Annotated in this window: 13 protein-coding genes and 2 tRNA genes; 10 read left to right on the top strand and 5 right to left on the bottom strand. The window is 38.9% G+C overall.

The annotated features are described in order from the left end of the window. Positions 1-24: 24 nt before the first annotated feature. Together H5232_RS06420 and H5232_RS06415 are read right to left on the bottom strand one after the other, a co-directional pair. Positions 25-100 (bottom strand) — tRNA-Thr (locus H5232_RS06420). A 72-nt stretch (positions 101-172) separates the two neighbouring features. Further along, positions 173-248, bottom strand: a tRNA-Phe gene (locus tag H5232_RS06415). 587 nt (positions 249-835) lie between these two features. Between H5232_RS06415 and H5232_RS06410 the strand changes: the two genes are divergently transcribed. After that, entirely contained in the window at positions 836-3607 is a 2772-nt protein-coding gene (locus H5232_RS06410) for a hybrid sensor histidine kinase/response regulator (protein ID WP_182761644.1), read from the top strand. 49 nt (positions 3608-3656) lie between these two features. Here the strand turns inward: H5232_RS06410 and H5232_RS06405 are convergent, their stop codons facing one another. Together H5232_RS06405 and mutY are read right to left on the bottom strand one after the other, a co-directional pair. Next, positions 3657-3929, bottom strand: a complete 273-nt coding sequence (locus H5232_RS06405; RefSeq protein WP_145237543.1) for an oxidative damage protection protein — start codon at positions 3927-3929, stop codon at positions 3657-3659. A gap of 30 nt (positions 3930-3959) precedes the next feature. Further along, positions 3960-5027, bottom strand: a complete 1068-nt coding sequence (mutY, locus tag H5232_RS06400) for an A/G-specific adenine glycosylase (RefSeq protein ID WP_220491211.1) — start codon at positions 5025-5027, stop codon at positions 3960-3962. Between the two features lie 166 nt (positions 5028-5193). Here mutY and trmB point away from each other — a divergent pair, with 166 nt between their 5' ends. From trmB to arcA, 5 genes are all read left to right on the top strand, one after another. After that, positions 5194-5919: a tRNA (guanosine(46)-N7)-methyltransferase TrmB gene (trmB, locus tag H5232_RS06395; protein WP_145237549.1), complete on the top strand. Its 726-nt coding sequence runs from the start codon at positions 5194-5196 to the stop codon at positions 5917-5919. 34 nt (positions 5920-5953) lie between these two features. Beyond that, positions 5954-6979: a 16S rRNA (guanine(1207)-N(2))-methyltransferase RsmC gene (gene rsmC, locus H5232_RS06390; protein WP_182761645.1), complete on the top strand. Its 1026-nt coding sequence runs from the start codon at positions 5954-5956 to the stop codon at positions 6977-6979. A 147-nt stretch (positions 6980-7126) separates the two neighbouring features. Continuing rightward, the gene (locus H5232_RS06385; protein WP_182739405.1) at positions 7127-8752 is read left to right on the top strand and encodes a sensor histidine kinase; all 1626 of its coding nucleotides are present in this window, start codon (positions 7127-7129) and stop codon (positions 8750-8752) included. Continuing rightward, entirely contained in the window at positions 8749-9273 is a 525-nt protein-coding gene (locus H5232_RS06380; protein ID WP_149980884.1) for a YfiR family protein, read from the top strand. Before H5232_RS06385 ends, H5232_RS06380 begins: the two co-directional genes overlap by 4 nt. Before the next feature lie 108 nt (positions 9274-9381). Continuing rightward, positions 9382-10098: a two-component system response regulator ArcA gene (gene arcA / locus H5232_RS06375; RefSeq protein ID WP_016709833.1), complete on the top strand. Its 717-nt coding sequence runs from the start codon at positions 9382-9384 to the stop codon at positions 10096-10098. A gap of 27 nt (positions 10099-10125) precedes the next feature. Here arcA and arcB read toward each other — a convergent pair whose 3' ends face one another. Continuing rightward, complete coding sequence (arcB, locus tag H5232_RS06370) at positions 10126-12450, bottom strand: aerobic respiration two-component sensor histidine kinase ArcB (RefSeq protein ID WP_182717014.1); 2325 nt, start codon at positions 12448-12450, stop codon at positions 10126-10128. 213 nt (positions 12451-12663) lie between these two features. On the opposite strand from arcB, the gene folE2 reads away from it, so the two are divergent. The 4 genes from folE2 (at position 12664) to H5232_RS06350 (ending at position 16028) form a co-directional block, all read left to right on the top strand. After that, entirely contained in the window at positions 12664-13584 is a 921-nt protein-coding gene (gene folE2, locus H5232_RS06365; RefSeq protein ID WP_182767522.1) for a GTP cyclohydrolase FolE2, read from the top strand. A 91-nt stretch (positions 13585-13675) separates the two neighbouring features. Further along, the gene (locus tag H5232_RS06360) at positions 13676-14269 is read left to right on the top strand and encodes a DUF2726 domain-containing protein (RefSeq protein WP_145237569.1); all 594 of its coding nucleotides are present in this window, start codon (positions 13676-13678) and stop codon (positions 14267-14269) included. A gap of 102 nt (positions 14270-14371) precedes the next feature. After that, positions 14372-15079: a 5'-methylthioadenosine/S-adenosylhomocysteine nucleosidase gene (mtnN, locus tag H5232_RS06355; protein WP_182761647.1), complete on the top strand. Its 708-nt coding sequence runs from the start codon at positions 14372-14374 to the stop codon at positions 15077-15079. 1 nt (position 15080) lies between these two features. Next, positions 15081-16028, top strand: coding sequence for a cobalamin biosynthesis protein (locus tag H5232_RS06350; RefSeq protein ID WP_182830661.1), 948 nt, complete (start codon positions 15081-15083; stop codon positions 16026-16028). The last annotated feature ends 42 nt before the right edge of the window (positions 16029-16070 follow it).

Here is a 16070-nt window from a genome sequence, read left to right as displayed (position 1 = left end):
TTTAAAACATTTAATTTAAATAAATGGTGCCGACTAACCGAGTCGAACGGTTGACCTACTGATTACAAGTCAGTTGCTCTACCAGCTGAGCTAAGTCGGCACACTAAACTGTGTGCTAAGGCACGCATAATGGTGTTTTAATCATTTTATTTAAACACCATTATTTAAATAATGGTGCCCAGAGGCGGAATCGAACCACCGACACGAGGATTTTCAATCCTCTGCTCTACCGACTGAGCTATCTGGGCAATTTCAGTATTAATAAAAATCACAAAGGATTTTCAATGCAATTCCCACTTAGCTCTACTGACTGAGCTATCTGGGCAATTTCAGTATTAATAAAAATCACAAAGGATTTTCAATTCAATTCCCACTTAGCTCTACTGACTGAGCTATCTGGGCAATTTCAGTATTAATAAAAATCACAAAGGATTTTCAATGCAATTCCCACTTAGCTCTACTGACTGAGCTATCTGGGCAATTTCAGTTATATTAAAAATCACAAAGGATTTTTAATATAACTTCAGCTTAGCTCTACTGACTGAGCTATCTGCGTGTGCGGCGTATTAAACTGGTTTTGCCCTTTCAAGTCAACTTTTTTTTTATTCTTTATAACTGTTTGCACAGTTTTTCAACAAAGCGACTAATAAATGTAAAGTACGCTGTTTTTTACAGCAATAACTCTTTAATTTATGTATTGGATAGGTATTTTAACTGCTTTGTGTACAACAGTCCTAAAAACGTAGTGAATTATTTCTGGTAAATGATAGGATTGATTTCCAGTACACAAGCGACTGTTTAGATTGCGGTTGATAATAGATAAGTTGGATAATAAATGCTGAGTAAATTTTCTTCTCCTGTAAAAGGACTATTACCTCTTTTTATACTAATAAACTTAGCCGTAACAGCACTCGCTGTGGTTGCTTATTCTTTTTACCCTAGCCACACTGAAGACTCAAAAGCACCACCAAGCTCACTAAGTTTAATGACATTAGCTGAGCAATTAGACACACCTTTAGTAAATGCATTAACTCGAACAGGACAAGATAATGCCACACAACTACTAAATTTAAGTGCTGCGCTTAATAATCAATTTGATTACTACTTATATAGATATACACCTACTGCACAAACACAATTGGTTTTTGCTAGTAATAAACCGGCAATTGCACCGCTAAAACTTGATCAATATTCAGTTGAGCAAGGTATTATTCACTATCAATTAAATTTAAATGATCAACCCGTTGGTGAATTGATCATTAAACAAAAAATAGCTGTAACCCCTCTACTGCCAAATTATTCCATCGGACTTGCATTGGCTATTGCAGGAATTGCTGGAGTAAGTTTATTTTTACTGGCGCTGTTTTTTAACGTTTATCTTAATACGCGGATCCGCAAAAGTAGTGACACTCTTGCGCATAAATTAGAGAGCATCACTAAATCTGGTAGTTACAATACACATATCGACGAACAATTAGATATTGGCCTTGGCGTTGTAGCTAAAAATATCAATCAATTATTACAGCAAGTACAAGATGCCATCAATAGTAATGACATAGCCCAAAAAGATTTGCATAAGCTGCAAAGCAGTCTGGAAACTGAAGTGCAAAACCGCACTTTAGCGCTTGAAAAAGCGAGCCATAGAGCTGAACAAGCAAGCGAAGCCAAAACCACGTTTTTAGCAACTATGAGCCATGAGATACGCACTCCAATGAATGGCGTTATTGGCACCATTGATTTACTAAGGCAAACAGATCTTAATGGCGCTCAGCATCGTCTAAGCACAATTATTCGTGAATCAGCCTTTTCACTACTGGGTATTCTGGATGATATTTTAGATTTCTCAAAGATTGAAGCGGGCAAACTAAATATCGATCCAACTCCTTTTTCGGTCTCGGATACTATTGAAGAAGTTGCCAGAGTATTGTCATCGGTTGCAAAAAAACACCAGCTTGATTTAGAGCTTGCCATAGCCCCTGATGTACCAATTAATTTAATTGGTGATACTGTTCGCGTTCGCCAAGTACTTTATAACTTATGTAGTAATGCGATTAAATTTACAAGCACCGATGAAAATCGCCTAGGTCAGGTACGCATTGCTGTAGAAGTGGCACAAAATACTGCTGACCATTTTACTCTGCGTTTTAGCGTCAGCGACAATGGTAAAGGTATGAGCCAAGCTCAGCTGCGTGAAATATTCAATCCATTTATTCAAGCCGAAGGATCAATTACCCGTGAGTACGGTGGCACTGGCCTAGGTTTATCTATTTGTAAAAGTTTAACCGAGTTAATGTTAGGCTCGATTAGTGTTACCAGCGATATAGGTATTGGTAGTGACTTTGTGGTGGAATTGCCATTCAGTACTGAAAACACCATAAAGTATGCCCATAAAGGCGCCTTGAAAGATCATTCGGTGATACTCGTCACTGAGCATCAAAGCAGACAACAAACGCTTTCTCGTTATTTATCATTTATGGGAGCAAAAACAATTACAGTGCAAGCGGTGCAAGAAATTGAACAGTATCAAGACAACCCCGGTGTTATTTGGGTGCTTGATGGTATCGATTCAATGGATAGCATTAATTACTTACTACGCCGTTTACTGTACACCCTTGAAGATAATAACCAACAGGTGATCGTACTTAGTAAATTGGATGAAGCCGCAATAAATCACAAAAACATCTTTTACCTTAATGCGTCGCCATTATGTAAGTCAAACTTTATGATGTCGCTATTGGTTGCTGCGGGGCTGCATACACCAAGACAAGTTAAACCAGTTAAAACCCTTAATAATTATTTAAATATTGAACAAGCACGCGAAGAAAACAAACTCGTGCTACTTGTTGAAGACAATATTTTGAATCAACAAGTGCTTACCGATCAACTACATTTACTTGGGTTTGGCGTTGAGGTTGCTGAAAACGGCGAACAAGGTTTAAAAATGTGGCAAAGCGGTCGTTACCCATTAATTTTAACTGACTTACATATGCCTAAAATGTCAGGTTATGACATGGTTGAAAAAATTCGCGACGAAGCCGCGCAACTTGAAGACATCAACGCTCAGCCTTATGTTATTGCAGTAACGGCAAATGCCTTAAAGGGTGAAAAAGAACGCTGTTTAAATGCCGGTATTAACGATTTCATTACTAAACCTGTGGAATTAAATACACTAGAGGCAACACTTAATAGTTGGAGTGAAAGCAAACAAGAGTCGATTACAGCTTCTCCTAATAAGCCGTCAGCACCAATTAACTTTGAAATGCTCGCTAAATACATAAACAATGATGACGCAAAGCAGTTACGGTTCTTTAAAATGTACTTAGAGCAAAGCCATACGTTAGCTAAAGACATTAATACGGGGGTAATGACCGGTGATAAAGAAATAATAATTGCAGCTTGCCATCAACTTAGATCTATATCGAAAACAATTGGCGCAGAAAAAGTAGCTGAACTGGCAGCTGACTTTGAAGATAACTGTAAGGAACAAGACTTAACCAGTGATCAACTAATTGAACTGCGTGACAATTTAGAGATTGAGTACTCCCGTGTTGCGCAGTTTTTAAAAGAGCAAGTTAGTAATGCTCAAGAGCAAGATGATCTGATTTAATTCAAGCGTTAAAAAAGGGCTTATTGCCCTTTTTATTCGCATGTGAAAATCATTTTTCTGGCGGACGGTAGCCTTCGATTTCTACATCTTTATCTTCAAACAAAAAGCCAACCATTTGCTCTTCTAAAAAAGTACGATGCTCTGGATCCATCATATTTAAATGCTTTTCATTGATCAGCATTGTTTGCTTGTGCTGCCACTGTGCAAATGCTTCTTTAGAAATATTATTAAAAATCCTTTCACCCAACTCACCAGGGTAAAGTTGGAAACCAAGCCCTTCGGCTTCTTTTTGTAACTTTTGACAAAATACAGTGCGTGCCATGATTGCTCTCTTGTGCTCTTAGAAACGATATCAGTTAGTGTAAACTATTGTAGCAATTTGTTTAACTAGCTTTTTAGTTGGAGCGGCTAAACCAACCTCTATGGACTGGTCCAATGGGTACCAAACTAGTTGTCGCTCATTCACCACATCAGACACTTTATGCAAAGTGAGTACATGCGGATTAATAGTTAATTCAAAGTGCGAAAATATATGCGTAAAAGGCTCAATTGGCACAGTTGTAACGGCAAGCCCTTGCTGTGCTAAAAAAGTATCTAACTGAGATTTTTGCTCAAACTCAAAAAAACTAAATAAGCCGCCCCATATTCCTGAGTTAGGCCTTTTTTCCATCAATACTTGATCATTACATTGAATAATTAATTGATGACACACTTTCTTTGGCACTGCTTTTTTAGGTTTTGAATGAGGGAACTGTTTTACCTGCTCAGTCTTATACGCTGCACAACGCGAGCGCAACGGGCAAGGTTGGCAATCAAACTTGCTACGTGAGCAGAGGCTTGCTCCTAAATCCATCATTGCTTGGTTAAACTCAGTCACTTGTTTTGCTGGAGTTAACTGCTCTGATAGTTGCCATAATTGGTTTTCAACTTTTTTAACTCCGTACCAACCTTCAATCATAAAAAATCTGGCAAGCACACGTTTTACATTACCATCTAATATAGGATGATGTTGGCCAAGAGAAAGCGATAAAACAGCTCCTGCAGTCGAGCGCCCAATTCCAGGCAAAGCAACAACCTCGTCTAACGTTGTTGGAAACTCGCCTTTGTATTGATCTCGGATTATCTTTGCGGTTTTATGTAAATTGCGAGCTCGAGCGTAATAGCCCAATCCTGTCCAGTGATGCAGCACGTGATCTTCATCTGCATTTGCTAAAGCGATAATATCTGGAAAACTTTGCATAAACTTTTCAAAGTAAGGAATAACTGTGATTACCTGAGTTTGTTGCAACATCACCTCAGATATCCACACCTTGTAAGGTGTTTTATTTAATTGCCAAGGTAAAGTTTTACGCCCATGTAATTCATACCAATCGACTACTTGCTGAGAAAACCAGCTTGCTTCACTGTTGTTTAACTTCAAAATAACTACTTTTAAAACCCGACCCTTAATGGCGCTCAGTCTATTGCAGTGAGTTAAAATATCAAGTTATAAACATACACAAAAGATAAGGCCTTGTGATCAACGCCGTGGTCAGGGATAATACGCCACCATTTTAAGACATGTTGTTTTCATCAGGCCAAAATATATGAGTGATTCAAGTAACGATAACCTTGAGCAAGCGATGCAAGAAGGTAAATATATTCGTACCATTCGCAGTTTTGTTAAGCGCGAAGGTCGTTTAACCAAAGGACAAGCTGCGGCAATTGAAAAATGCTGGCCAACCATGGGGCTTGAACATCAACAAGGCATGCTTGATCTAGCCCAAGTATTTGGCAATGACAACGACGTTGTTTTAGAAATTGGTTTTGGTATGGGTAAATCATTGGTCGAAATGGCCAAGAGCGCACCACACCTTAACTTTATTGGTATTGAAGTACACCGCCCTGGTGTTGGCGCATGTTTAATGGATGCTGATGAAGCAGGCATTACAAACTTACGTATTTTTGAGCATGACGCTGTTGAAGTATTTGCTGATTGTATTGCTGAGGGCAGCATTACAACGGTGCAACTATTCTTCCCTGATCCATGGCATAAAAAACGTCACCATAAGCGTCGTATTGTACAACCTGCATTTGTAGAGAGCTTGCGTAGCAAATTAAAAATTGGCGGTGTCTTCCATATGGCAACTGATTGGGAAAACTACGCAGAACATATGCTTGAAGTAATGCAAGCAGCGGAGCATTTTAAAAACCAATCAGAGACTAACGATTATGTGCCACGTCCTGATTTACGTCCCTTGACGAAATTTGAGCAACGCGGCCATCGTTTAGGTCATGGCGTTTGGGATTTAATGTTCGAGCGTATTAGCTAAATTAATCAAAACAACTTTAAAGGCAAAGCCATATATGAGCGCATTAACTAATCCAAGTTCACTTTTACTACGCAATAGTGCAAACCTAACGGCGGACTCTATTTTAGTAGTTAATTTTGTGCAAGATGGCTTTTTGTCACAACTGCGCCAGTTAAATCCAAACAGCAAGATCAGCGCTTTTAGCTACAACCATGCTAATGGCGAATTTGCTAAAAATATCAACACTATTGATGTTTGTGTTAGCCATGAGATAGCCGGTCAACACTTTGACCTCGTTATTTATTACTACCCAAAAGCAAAACCTGAAGCATTGATGACGTTGGACAATATTCGCGCGGTTATCAACCCAGACGCTGAGTTACTGGTGGTTGGTGAAAATAAAAGTGGTGTGAAATCGATCGAAAAGCAATTTAGTAGCCACTGTGAATACAGCAATAAAATCGACAGTGCCCGCCATTGTGCTTTGTATTTATTCACCGAGATAAAAACCTTAGCTGAGTTTGTTATTACTCGTTACCACAAACAATTTAATGTTGATGTGGCTGGCGTTAGTTTTAATGCCATTAGCGTACCTGGCGTATTTAATCACGGTGAACTTGATGGCGGTACTAAAATACTGTTAGAGAATGCACCTGAAATTAAATCTGGCAATGTGCTGGATTTTGGCTGTGGCGCGGGTCTTATTGCGACCTTCTTAGGTTTGAAAAATCCAGCTTTGAGTTTTACCTGTACGGATGTTAGTGCTCTTGCAGCTTATGCAACCACGCAAACATTGGCACTTAACGGTGTAAACGGTAGCGCTTTACTAAGTGATGGATTAGCAAATGTAACTGGAAAATTTGAGCTTATTATTTCAAATCCACCATTTCATACCGGTATTGCCACTGATTATACTGTTGCTGAACAGTTTTTAAGTGGTGCTAAACAGCACTTAACTAAGCAAGGCAAGTTAACTATTGTTGCAAACTGCTTCTTGAAATACCCGCCAATTCTAGAAACTCAGTTCGGTAGTTATCAAGTAGTACACAAAACCAATAAATTTTCAGTGTATAGCAGTTAATTACAACTATTGCCTCACAAACGCTGCCAAATAATATAAATGGCAGCTTTTCAATAAAGTTATTATATTTTTTAGTCACTTTGATAGGTCTTTGCTAGACTTACAGCAACTCAATAAAAATTATATAACTGGGCCTTCATTACAATAATGCCTTTATCAACATCGCCAACAAGTATTCGCAAAGCCCTGATCAGTGCAGTCATGCTTGTTACTGCTTTGTGTTTATCGTTATCTATTTCTATTTCGACCTACCTTGATGTCAAAGAGCAAAAACAGTTAATCATCAATAAGCTCAATATCCTTGCAGAAATTATCGCCTTTAATGCCCAAGTAACCGTACTATTTGATGATAGAAAAACCGAAGAACAACGTCTTAAATCTTTCGAAAAAATTCCACTCGTTAAAAATATACATATTTACGCAATTGACGAAATTTCAAATAAAGCGGTATTTTTTACCAGCTTTAATGCACGAAAAACGCCACCAGTGCCGCTTCGGGTTGATAGTATTGAACAACTCCAACAGCCTAGGATCACTGAAGACTACGTAGAACTAATCAAGCCAATCACGTACGAAGGTGATATTAAGGGTTATGTGTATATTCGTGGCGGCCTAGAGCGCCTCAACGAGTATATCAACCAAAAAATTCTTATTGATATTCTTTTAACGTTATTCGTTTTAATACTGGTTTATTTTGTAGCAAAACGAATTCAAAAACGTATTGCCGACCCTATAGACCACTTAAGCAGATTACTGCAAGATGTCTCGAAAAATCATAATTACAACGCCCGAGCCCCAAAAACTAATATTACCGAAATCAACATGCTTTCGAACAGTTTAAACATCATGCTGACTCGCACGCAAAATCAAATAGAGCGCCATAAAAACGATAAGCAAGAAATTAAACAATTAAACCAAAGCTTAGAAGAAAAAGTAAACCAACGTACAATCGCGCTCAGAGAAGCAAATCAAGAGTTGCTAACAACCCTTGAACGGATGCATCAATACCAAAATCAGATTGTTGAAAGTGAAAAGATGGCCTCTTTAGGGCAAATGGTTGCAGGTGTTGCACATGAAGTAAATACACCTATTGGTTTAGGGATCACTGGCTCTACCCTGCTACGCGATAAACTGGCAGAAATAAGCCTAGGGTTTGAGCAAAAAACCTTAACCTCAAGTCAATTGAAACGTTTTATCGACAATGGTATAGAAAACTTAGATCTTATCTATCGGAATTTAAATCGCGCTGCGGAACTGGTATCCAGCTTTAAAAAAGTAGCGGTGAACCAAGATGGAGAGATTAATTCGCTGGTCAATATGCATGAGCTTATCACCAACGTGATGCTTTCAATGCGTACTGAATTAGAGAGCAAAGCTCCTAAAATCGTTATTCATTGTTCTGAACAATTGATGATCGAAAGTAAAGCAGGCCCGCTTCAGCAGATATTGCAGCAATTGTTAAGTAACTCGGTGATCCACGGCTTTAAAGATAATCAAAATAACGAAATCGAAATTACAGTGGAACGCAACGAAAGTAGCCTGAGCATTAACTATTATGATAATGGTATCGGGGTTGATAAAAGCGTTAAAAAACGCATTTTTGATCCCTTTGTTACCACTAAACGCGGCGAAGGTGGCAGTGGTTTAGGTATGCATCTAGTTTACAACTTAGTCACACAAGCCTTAGGTGGCAATGTTTATTTTGATGATCAAAATATAGAAGGCACACGCTTTATAATTACCTTGCCCTTAACTGAGGCAAGCAAATTATGAAACTAACGGGTTTATTACTGGCTCTGATGCTGTTGTTTCCAGCATTTTTACAGGCTAAATCACCTGAACAAGTCAAATCGGCATTTCTATTTCAGATTGCAAAATTCGTCGAGTTCCCCAAAGTTAACAATAAACAGGCTGTGACTTTTTGTTTTTATGACGTTGAACATGGAATTGGTGAGTTATTAAAGGATAATTCGAATCTTAAAATTAACGATATACCGATTGAAACAGTGTTAATTGATAAAAAACAGCAAATTTCTGAACTTTCTCGCTTTTGTGATATCACATACATTGATGAAACAATGGAAGATGATATAATTCCACTTTGGATCGATACCATTTCATTAAATACCTTAACAGTTGGTGAGAGTATCAATTTTTTAGAAAAAGGGGGCGTTGTCTCTTTGGTCCAAGAAGGGAATAAAATCCGACTGTATATCAATAAACAGCAGTTGTTGCGCAGCAGTTTTAAAGTGCAATCTCGGTTATTAGCTGTTTCTAAATTTCATCCGAATTGATTTTACTTGTTAACAATTGGATATACTCCTATAATCACTAGTATTCGGTTTTATAATACAATACCGAATTAATTGTAAATAAAATATTCCGAAAAAGGTTAATTAATAATGCAAACGCCAGTCATTCTGATTGTAGAGGATGAAGACGTAACTCGACTAAACCTCGTTAGTTTATTTGAAGCTGAAGGTTACAAAGTTATTGAAGCCATTGATGGCGATGACATGCATGACAAGCTTACAAATAATGATGATGTGAACCTTGTAGTTATGGACATCAACCTGCCAGGCAAAAACGGGCTAATATTAGCGCGTGAATTACGTCAAAAGCGTAACGTTGGACTTATTTTCCTAACCGGTCGTGATAATGATGTAGACCGTATTTTAGGCCTAGAAATTGGCGCGGACGACTATATTACTAAGCCGTTCAATCCTCGTGAATTAACTATTCGTGCTCGTAACTTGCTTTCACGTACTGCCCTTGGCGGTGAAGAATCAAGCCTTGAAACAAATGGTGTGATCACTTTCAATGGCTGGGAACTTGACGAAAATAGCCGCTGTTTAACATCACCAAATGGTGATGCCAAACGTTTACCTAAAGGTGAATACAGAGCACTACGTTTAATGCTTGACTCTCCAGGCCGTATTTTTAGTCGTGAGCAGCTAATCAAGCATATGACTGGTCGTGAGTTACGTGCAAATGACCGTACTGTTGATGTAACGATCCGTCGTATCAGAAAGCATTTTGAAAGTGATAACAGCACATCTGAGCTTATCAGCACCATCCATGGTGAAGGTTATCGTTTCATTGGTAAAATCGATAGTTAATATCCGTTCTACCAAGTAATGACAGCATTAACGTTCTAATTGCTGTAAGAATAAATGAAGGGCATGTTGCCCTTCATTTATTTTATCTGCCAATATTGTTAGCCAAGTATTTAATACTTCATCACTTTCTTCAATCGCACCATGTTCCATGATCTTAGCGTGTAACTGTACATCATTTAAACCAACTGAACCTGCAGCACCTTTAAGCTTATGTGCGACGGACTTATACTCTTCACGGTCACCAGCTGCTAATGACGTTGCTAACTCTTGCTGATACTGTGGATTTAGCTTTTCAAATAAACTGCTGCTGCGCTTAAATGTTACTATGCCCATCGAATTAACAAAATCTTCTATGGTTTCAACATCAAGTAACTCTACATTGATATTTTCACTGGCTTCTTTGCTAACCGTCAGGCGTGTTTCATCAGACTGTTGTAGATGTTTAATATCAAATAGTTCAGCCAACATTTTATCAAGCTTCGTGGTATTGATGGGCTTGGCTAATGCGCCTTGAATTGAGATACCTTGTAACTCTTCTTCGGCGCTACGCACATTAGCCGTAAGGGCTACAATAGGTAACTTATCAAAATGGCTATCGGCACGGATCTGCCTTGCTACTTCATCGCCATTAATATCTGGCAGTTGCATATCTAGCAGTACTAAATCCAGATCATCCTCAGTTTCAACAAACGACAATGCATCTTCACCGGTTTCAGCCCAGATAACTTCATGGCCGCGTTGCTCAAGTAAGTTAGTGGCGATTTCAGCATTAAGCGGCACATCTTCAACTAGCAAGATATTCAAACTACGGCCAACATAACTTTGTTCAGCCGGAGCAATACAAAGGGCCAGCGGTATTTCAACCACAAAGCAACTGCCCTCCCCTTCGGTACTGCTCACATGTAACTGTCCTTTCATTGCAGTAACCAATGCCTTAGTGACAGCTAAACCGATACCTGATCCTATCGCATTAGTACCATTTAAATCTGGCGCTTTATAATACATATCAAAAATACGATGTAATTGCTCTTGTGGAATACCTTGCCCGGTATCTGTTACTTTCATGACTAACCACGCGCCATCCGCACGGTTTTCCCGAACACACGCTAATTGAACTTTACCTTGTTGGGTAAATTTAACCGCATTATTTATTAAATTCCACACCACTTGGCGTAATCGGGTCGGATCTAGTTGCGCATAAATATCCAACATACCTTTGCGCTTAATTTCAAACTCTAGGCCTTTTTGTTCAGCAATTAATCCAGCAAAGTTAACCACATCATTAATAAAGTCGGAAACATTTATTGAGTCGGTAACAATATCGAGTTGCTCGCGGTCTATTTTATCTAAATCTATAATATCATTAAAAATATTTCCTAATGTTTCAGCACTAGAAAATACTGTATTACACCAACTACGTTGCTGCTTATCCAAGTCGGTGTCTAGCAACATCCGGGTTAAACCCACAATACCATTGAGCGGAGTTCGTAATTCATGACTTAGGGTGGCAATAAATTTCCCCTTGTCTTTATAAGCGGTTTCAAGTGCTTGAGCAGCTTCTTTACGGCTGGTGATGTCGCGGCCAAACGCTAATAAACCAATGTAGTCACCGTCATCATTAATAAATGGGAGCTTGCGCATTTCAAACCAACGGTTTTCATTGCCTACAGGGTATTCAACATCAAGCGTTAATGCGGCGTGAGTTTTTTCGACTTTGTTATCAGTTAGTAATACTTCCGGTAAGAATTGCGTTGGATAAATTTCCTCTGCAGTTTTACCTATTAACTCGTCACTTGATTTACCCATCACCTCTTCAAACATTTTATTACAACCGGCAAAAACACCATTGTTATCACGGTAATAAAATAAATCAGGCGATGAATCAACAATAGAGCGCAGTAACATGCCTTGTTGAGCAAGCTCTTGCTGGGTTTTTTTACGCTCGACGATTTCTCGTCTGAGTTCTTCGATTGCACGGTGTTTGGCATGAAATGCCATTTTACGTTCATCTATCTCTACATTTAAGCGATTGATATTATCTTTTAAAGTTTGATTTAATAATTTTTCTTGCTTGGTGGCACTATCTAAATACGCATAGGAAGCATCTAACTGGCGAATTGAATTGATCAACACACTGATAATAATGGGCGACACTACTGCAGTAAAAAACATTACGGCAAGCACATCAACGAGCATCACCTCGCCCACTGCAACATAATAAAACATACACGACAATATTAATGCCAAGACTAATAGTAATGCATAACAGATAGTTGCGGTTTTGAATTCACCGAATCGAGTAATTAAACTGGAAAGTGTTCGAGCCCATGGACTCAAAGAGGAATCGATCATATATAAATCTGTCTCTTAACTATACATATAAGTATATAAAAAATCAGCTGACTACACAGCTACAAAAAAACCACTAGTGCTAATATGTTAGCATTTTTGCATTAACTATTTTCATGTTCCGCGACGAAAACAGAAAATTTTCATCTACCACGTATTTTTTATTTATTTCGTGTAAAATATCGCGCTTTACAATTGCCAATAACGAGATTTTTCATGCAAAGCAACATGCCCGATATAGCAGATACGGCTCCCGCCTTACAAACAGGTAAATTAGACTGGGTTGGTATGGCTGATATTGAACTGCCTTTTTTATTTGAATCTCGTGATCTTGCGCCTATTAATGTCAACGCTAAAGCTCGTGCTTTTGTTAATCTTCACAAAGAAGACGCAAAAGGTATTCATATGTCGCGGTTATTTTTAGCGCTCGATACCCTGTCAACTGAGCAACACGTTAACCCGCAAACTATTGCACAAGCGCTCGATAGCTTTATCTCTAGTCACACAGGATTAAGCGACCAAGCTAAAATTGAATTTAAGTTTGAACTACCGCTGCGCAGAAAATCACTCCTTAGCGGCAAAGCGGGTTGGAAAAGCTACCCGTTGACCATAGTGGCAAAAATTGACCGCGGTGTACTTAGTTTTGAATTAAACCTTGATGTAACTTACTCATCAACTTGCCCATGCTCAGCGGCATTAGCTCGCCAACTTATTCAACAAGCCTTTGTTGAAAAGTTTCAGCAGCATACTCTTAGCCATGAAGAAGTGGTCAACTGGCTTGGCAGTACCGATGGCATAATCGCCACACCGCATTCTCAACGCTCTATTGCCAATGTAAAAGTCAAACTAGATAGCAGCATCCGTGAGTTTGATATTTTGAGCTTGATCAATACTCTTGAAGATGAGCTTAAAACCCCTGTACAAGCGGCAGTTAAGCGTGAAGATGAGCAAGAATTCGCCCGTTTAAATGGTCAAAATCTGATGTTTTGTGAAGATGCTGCGCGTAAAATCAAAGCCGTGTTAGAAGATGCACAATACGCCGATTACTGGTTACAAATAAACCATTATGAATCTCTGCATGCCCATGATGCTGTTGCGATTGCAGTAAAAGGAATTGCTGGCGGATACCAGCCATAACTTAGCTGTTATAAAGTGTAACTTCATTACAACTGGGCACGTAAATTGCTAAGTAATTTATAGTGTCAATTTGTTGTTGTGGAGTTACCGTATGGAATTCGCTTTATTATCAATTTTAGTATTAGTCGTAGGGGCATCTGTTGTTGCGTCAAAGTTTACCGATGATGGCGGAAACCCTTACCCATTCACGCGTAAAACCAGTGTATTTACGCAAGTTGAAAGCTCATTTTTAAACCTTTTAGAACGTGCTGTAGGCGATCAATATAAAATTGTTAGCCGTGTAAAATTAATCGATATCATTGATTGTAAAAAAGGTTTATCTGCTAAAGCTAAACGTGCTGCAATCGCTAAAGCAAAAAACAAACAACTGGATTATGTGCTGATTGATAAAGAAAAGATGACGATTGTGGCAGCGGTTGACTTAGTAAACAACGCCAATAAAGATGGTCATAAAGCCCAACGAGACTGGTTTGTTAATGGTGCACTTGAAGCTGCTGGCATTCCACATATCCGTATGAAAGTTAAATCTGGCTATCGGCCATCAGAAGTACGCGAAGCAATTATGTTTAAGCTTGGCAAGCCGACAGCACAAAGTAGTCGCCCGACACGCAACCGTGTTACTAAGCCGGCGGTACTATCTCCTTCGCAAGCTAAAGCCCATTCCACAGCTTTAGCTGAAATATAAGTTTTCTTAAACGATAAAATGCGAGCTTTTAAGCTCGCATTTTTGTTTTTTATCGCTAACTTCACGTATAATCTAAACATCTAATTAGAGGAATTTAAAATTATGAATGTCGGTATTATTGGCGCGATGGAGCCAGAAGTTAAAATTTTGCGTGAAGCAATGCAAAATCCACAAATTCTAACTAAAGCAGGTTTCACTTTTTATACAGGTGAATTAGCTGGTAACACTGTGACTTTAGTGCAATCAGGTATTGGTAAAGTCGCATCTAGTATTGCAACAACGTTATTGATTGATAATTTTCAACCAGACTGTGTGATCAACACAGGCTCTGCCGGTGGTTTTGATCCATCTCTGAGTGTTGGCGACGTGGTAATTTCATCTGAGGTACGTCATCATGATGTTGATGTAACCGCTTTTGGTTATGAAATTGGCCAAGTACCACAGATGCCTGCTGGTTTTGCCGCTCACCCTAAATTAATCGAGGCTGCACAACAAAGTGTTGAAAGCATCAGTGACGTGAAGACCCTGATCGGCTTAATCTGTACTGGCGATTCATTTATGTGTGATCCGGTGCGTATTGATAAAGCCCGTGCGGACTTCCCTACTATGTTAGCTGTAGAAATGGAAGGCGCTGCCATTGCACAAGTATGCTTTTCTTTAGCTACACCGTTTGTAGTGATCCGTTCAATGTCTGATATTGCAGGTAAAGAGTCACCACAGTCATTTGAAGAATACCTAGAAACCGCTTCAATAAACTCATCAAAAATGGTGATCGCATTACTAGAAAAGCTGACTACGGTAACGCTATAAGGTGTTACTCAATTTAGTTCAGCAACATTTGGACTTTATTGTATTTATATTAGCGCTCATTGCTGAGCGCTTTTTACCTTTGGTAAGCTGGTATCACCCAAATACATTTTTAATTGCGGTATTTAGAGCACTTGGGAAACGCGTTTTTCGAAAGAGTGAACCTGCAAGTTACCAATATTTGTCATCTTCGTTATGTTTCACCTTAGTCATTTTAGTGATCATGACCTTGGTAATCTTACTGCTTGAATTTGCATATTACCCTGAACTATTAGCTGGGTTAATTTTATACCTCAGCCTAGAGTGGCGAAGTGTAGAAAGTAAAGCGCTGCGTATTGCACGACTCGTTAAACAAAATCAAAAGTCTACAGCCCGAGAGTTATTAAAACCACTACTTGCTCGCCAGGTTGATAAATTATCAGGCCCTGGTCTTTGCAAAGCCATTATGGAAACGCTGATCTTAAGAGTGGCTCGTCATTACTTTAGCGTTATTTTCTTTTATCTACTATTTGGCCCTATGGCTGCACTGGCTTATCGCCTACTGACTTTGATCCACCAAGCTTGGCGCAAAGATATTTTGCCTAATAGCCCATTTTTAAAATCACTCAGTTGGCTATTATATATTCTTGAGTGGTTACCTACGCGGATATTGGCGCTGACTGTTGCAGCAAGTAAAGCCAGTAAATTGAGCGTTCATTATATTAAGCATTATGGACGGCATTTTTATCAAACAAATAGTGGCTGGTTATTAAGTTGTTGTTCGGCCTCTGTTGGTGTGCAACTCGGTGGCCCTGCCATATACCAAGATACTCGATTTGATAAAATGCGTATTGGTACTGAGCGTTTACCACAGGCTGATGATATTGCGGTATTGATCAATCGGCTAAATCAAGCGCGCGGCTTTTGGTTACTGGTTATATTTGGCATCGAAATCATTAAAACAATGTTGTAGATCACAAAGAGTAAAAAACCAGCCGAAGCTGGTTTTTAAAAC

The sequence above is a fragment of the Pseudoalteromonas sp. SG41-5 genome (assembly GCF_014164495.1).
Taxonomy (GTDB): domain Bacteria; phylum Pseudomonadota; class Gammaproteobacteria; order Enterobacterales; family Alteromonadaceae; genus Pseudoalteromonas; species Pseudoalteromonas rhizosphaerae.
This window is presented reverse-complemented; position numbering and strand designations above follow the sequence as displayed.